The sequence below is a fragment of the Affinirhizobium straminoryzae genome, assembly GCF_007004135.1.
Classification (GTDB): Bacteria; Pseudomonadota; Alphaproteobacteria; order Rhizobiales; family Rhizobiaceae; genus Neorhizobium; species Neorhizobium straminoryzae.
Map to the genome: position 1 here is coordinate 1 of NZ_VJMG01000084.1, position 5000 is coordinate 5000.

Annotated in this window: 2 tRNA genes and 2 rRNA genes (1 of these 4 running past the window's edge); all 4 read left to right on the forward strand. The window is 53.5% G+C overall.

Going from position 1 to position 5000, the window contains the following annotated elements:
* Nucleotides 1-200 precede the first annotated feature (200 nt).
* Nucleotides 201-1681 (forward strand): 16S ribosomal RNA (locus tag FNA46_RS23760).
* A 216-nt stretch (nucleotides 1682-1897) separates the two neighbouring features.
* Nucleotides 1898-1974, forward strand: a tRNA-Ile gene (locus FNA46_RS23765).
* Nucleotides 1975-2080: 106 nt separating this feature from the next.
* A tRNA-Ala gene (locus FNA46_RS23770) sits at nucleotides 2081-2156 on the forward strand.
* A gap of 578 nt (nucleotides 2157-2734) precedes the next feature.
* Nucleotides 2735-5000: ribosomal RNA gene (locus FNA46_RS23775) — 23S ribosomal RNA — on the forward strand (it continues 626 nt past the right edge of the window).
* The 16S and 23S rRNA genes sit together here with 2 tRNA genes alongside, the layout of an rRNA operon.

Sequence of the window (5000 nt, forward strand, 5' to 3'; positions counted from 1 at the left end):
GTTTTTTGACAATTGAATATGGATGAGAAAGAGAAACGTGGTCGGCGCGGTTTCGCGGGGAGCTTATGCTTCCTGTTTGAAAACGATTAGAGACGGTCACGTTTTGATATGAGAACACCAGGCCGATTGTGCAGTGATGCATTGGTTGGTCGAGTGAGTTCTCGTCGATTCAGAACAAGTGATAGTCTAGATTGAATTCTCAACTTGAGAGTTTGATCCTGGCTCAGAACGAACGCTGGCGGCAGGCTTAACACATGCAAGTCGAGCGCCCCGCAAGGGGAGCGGCAGACGGGTGAGTAACGCGTGGGAACGTACCCTTATCTTCGGAATAGCTCCGGGAAACTGGAATTAATACCGAATGTGCCCTTTGGGGGAAAGATTTATCGGATAAGGATCGGCCCGCGTTGGATTAGCTAGTTGGTGGGGTAAAGGCCTACCAAGGCGACGATCCATAGCTGGTCTGAGAGGATGATCAGCCACATTGGGACTGAGACACGGCCCAAACTCCTACGGGAGGCAGCAGTGGGGAATATTGGACAATGGGCGCAAGCCTGATCCAGCCATGCCGCGTGAGTGATGAAGGCCCTAGGGTTGTAAAGCTCTTTCAGTAGGGAAGATAATGACGGTACCTACAGAAGAAGCCCCGGCTAACTTCGTGCCAGCAGCCGCGGTAATACGAAGGGGGCTAGCGTTGTTCGGAATTACTGGGCGTAAAGCGCACGTAGGCGGACATTTAAGTCAGGGGTGAAATCCCGGGGCTCAACCTCGGAACTGCCTTTGATACTGGGTGTCTTGAGTGTGGAAGAGGTCAGTGGAATTGCGAGTGTAGAGGTGAAATTCGTAGATATTCGCAGGAACACCAGTGGCGAAGGCGGCTGACTGGTCCACAACTGACGCTGAGGTGCGAAAGCGTGGGGAGCAAACAGGATTAGATACCCTGGTAGTCCACGCCGTAAACGATGAATGTTAGCCGTCGGGCAGTTTACTGTTCGGTGGCGCCGCTAACGCATTAAACATTCCGCCTGGGGAGTACGGTCGCAAGATTAAAACTCAAAGGAATTGACGGGGGCCCGCACAAGCGGTGGAGCATGTGGTTTAATTCGAAGCAACGCGCAGAACCTTACCAGCCCTTGACATCCTGTGACCGGTAGAGAGATTTACCTTTCCCTTCGGGGACACAGAGACAGGTGCTGCATGGCTGTCGTCAGCTCGTGTCGTGAGATGTTGGGTTAAGTCCCGCAACGAGCGCAACCCTCGCCCTTAGTTGCCAGCATTCGGTTGGGCACTCTAAGGGGACTGCCGGTGATAAGCCGAGAGGAAGGTGGGGATGACGTCAAGTCCTCATGGCCCTTACGGGCTGGGCTACACACGTGCTACAATGGTGGTGACAGTGGGCAGCGAGCACGCGAGTGTGAGCTAATCTCCAAAAGCCATCTCAGTTCGGATTGCACTCTGCAACTCGAGTGCATGAAGTTGGAATCGCTAGTAATCGCGGATCAGCACGCCGCGGTGAATACGTTCCCGGGCCTTGTACACACCGCCCGTCACACCATGGGAGTTGGTTTTACCCGAAGGCGCTGCGCTAACCGCAAGGAGGCAGGCGACCACGGTAGGGTCAGCGACTGGGGTGAAGTCGTAACAAGGTAGCCGTAGGGGAACCTGCGGCTGGATCACCTCCTTTCTAAGGAAGCTTGTTTGAAGCGAATAGGGAGTAGCGAATAGCGAATAGTTGTTCGTCCCTTGAGCCAAACCCGCTTTTTAGAACATAGATGGCACCAGTCAGGTGACCATCGAAACGCAATACGCCGCGACACTCTTCGGAGGCCGACGGTATGGCGAAATCCGCCGACCACGTTTCTCTTTCTTTGGAAGACAAGACCGAAAGGTCATCCGGAATGGGCCCGTAGCTCAGTTGGTTAGAGCACACGCTTGATAAGCGTGGGGTCGGAAGTTCAAGTCTTCCCGGGCCCACCATTGCTTTTTGCTGGCTGGGTTTGGGCGGCTTTGTCCTGGTTGATGTTTTGGGATTGAATGTTGCTGGAGCCGGTTGGGCAAGTCCTGTTCGGTTGAAGCGCTGGATGGGGCTGTAGCTCAGCTGGGAGAGCACCTGCTTTGCAAGCAGGGGGTCAGCGGTTCGATCCCGCTCAGCTCCACCATTCGCTTCGCTCATGGCGGAAGCTCTGTTTATGTCCTCACGCTGTCGCGCTCTTGACGAGCGCTTCGCTGCGGCCATGTTGGCAGGATGTGCGCCGAACGGTCGGCGACGGGCTTTGCCCTGTATGGGTGCCTGATGGCTGGCGTGAGTTGATGTTCTTGTCTTTCTTGAAAGTTTAGGTTTGCACGACGCGTTTTGCGTTTGTGCCTGTTTTGTCCGTATTGTGAAGAGAAGATTGATCCGGATGAGCCCCTTGGGTTCATGCCAGTCAAGGATCATTTGTTGTTCGGCAAGCTTGCTTGCTGTCTGACGGATGGTCTGGTGGATGTTGCCTGACCGCGCATCCTCGGATTTGATCTCGAGAAGCTGGTCTTAAGATCCGGCCCGGATGTCGCTCGGCGTGACATCTTTATGAGGGACCGGATCGAACACGTCGATGGCATCTGAATGGTCTGGTTGTAAAAGGTAGCCAGATTGTTGGTTGTGATTTGGAGTGCGATTGCGGGTTGGGTTTGTCCCTATTCGCTATTGGCTATTCCCTATTCGCTCCAACTCAAGATGAGCATTGGCAATGAGAACGATGAAGTGTCGTAAGGGCATTTGGTGGATGCCTTGGCATGCACAGGCGAAGAAGGACGTGATACGCTGCGATAAGCCGTGGGGAGCTGCGAATGAGCTTTGATCCATGGATCTCCGAATGGGGCAACCCACCTTAAGATACTTGGGAATCTGATGCGCCTTTGGCGCATGAGCGAATAGTTGTTAGCGAATAGCGAATAGGGTTTTTGACCAACTATTTGCTACTCGCTATTGGCTATTCGCCGCGTCGAAGACGCATGAGGTTCCAAGTATCGATGATAAGGTATCTTACTCTGAATCCATAGGGGTAAGAAGCGAACGCAGGGAACTGAAACATCTAAGTACCTGCAGGAAAGGACATCAACCGAGACTCCGCAAGTAGTGGCGAGCGAACGCGGACCAGGCCAGTGGCAATGAGGAATGAAGCTGAACAGGTTGGAAAGCCTGGCGATATGGGTGATAGCCCCGTAAGCGTATAACACTCATTGTCCTAGAGTAGGGCGGGACACGAGAAATCCTGTCTGAACATGGGGCGACCACGCTCCAAGCCTAAGTACTCGTGCATGACCGATAGCGAACAAGTACCGTGAGGGAAAGGTGAAAAGCACCCCGACGAGGGGAGTGAAATAGAACCTGAAACCGGATGCCTACAAGCAGTCGGAGGGCGCAAGCCTGACGGCGTACCTTTTGTATAATGGGTCAACGACTTAGTGTGACGAGCAAGCTTAAGCCGGTAGGTGTAGGCGCAGCGAAAGCGAGTCTGAACAGGGCGTTCAGTTCGTCGCATTAGACCCGAAACCGAGTGATCTAGCCATGAGCAGGCTGAAGGTTGGGTAACACCAACTGGAGGGCCGAACCCGCATCTGTTGCAATAGATTGGGATGACTTGTGGCTAGGGGTGAAAGGCCAATCAAACTCGGAGATAGCTGGTTCTCCGCGAAATCTATTTAGGTAGAGCGTCGAGCGAATACCCCGGGGGGTAGAGCACTGGATGGGCTATGGGGACTCACCGTCTTACTGATCCTAACCAAACTCCGAATACCCGGGAGTACTACTCGGCAGACACACGGCGGGTGCTAACGTCCGTCGTGAAAAGGGCAACAACCCTGACCTCCAGCTAAGGTCCCCAAGTCATGGCTAAGTGGGAAAGGATGTGAGGATCCCAAAACAACCAGGATGTTGGCTTAGAAGCAGCCATCATTTAAAGAAAGCGTAACAGCTCACTGGTCTAAATAAGGGTCTTTGCGCCGAAAATGTAACGGGGCTAAAGCCATGCACCGAAGCTGAGGATGGTGATCTTCTTACGAAGACACCGTGGTAGCGGAGCGTTCCGTAAGTCTGTGAAGGCGGACCCGTGAGGGCTGCTGGAGATATCGGAAGTGCGAATGTTGACATGAGTAACGATAAAGGGGGTGAGAGACCCCCTCGCCGAAAGACCAAGGGTTCCTGCTTAAAGTTAATCTGAGCAGGGTTAGCCGGCCCCTAAGACGAGGCGGACACGCGTAGTCGATGGGAACCACGTTAATATTCGTGGGCCTGGTGGTAGTGACGGATTGCGTAACTTGTTCATTCTTATTGGATTGAGTGGGCAGGGAAGCGGTTCCAGGAAATAGCTCCACCGTACAGACCGTACCCGAAACCGACACAGGTGGTCAGGTAGAGTATACCAAGGCGCTTGAGAGAACTATGTTGAAGGAACTCGGCAAATTGCACGCGTAACTTCGGAAGAAGCGTGACCCCTTTTTACGCAAGTGAAATGGGGTGGCACAGACCAGGGGGTAGCGACTGTTTATCAAAAACACAGGGCTCTGCGAAGTCTGTAAGACGACGTATAGGGTCTGACGCCTGCCCGGTGCTGGAAGGTTAAGAGGAGAGGTGCAAGCTTTGAATCGAAGCCCCAGTAAACGGCGGCCGTAACTATAACGGTCCTAAGGTAGCGAAATTCCTTGTCGGGTAAGTTCCGACCTGCACGAATGGCGTAACGACTTCCCCGCTGTCTCCAACATAGACTCAGTGAAATTGAATTCCCCGTGAAGATGCGGGGTTCCTGCGGTCAGACGGAAAGACCCCGTGCACCTTTACTATAGCTTTACACTGGCATTCGTGTCGGCATGTGTAGGATAGGTGGTAGGCTTTGAAGCTTGGACGCCAGTTTGAGTGGAGCCATCCTTGAAATACCACCCTTATCGTCATGGATGTCTAACCGCGGCCCGTCATCCGGGTCCGGGACAGTGTATGGTGGGTAGTTTGACTGGGGCGGTCGCCT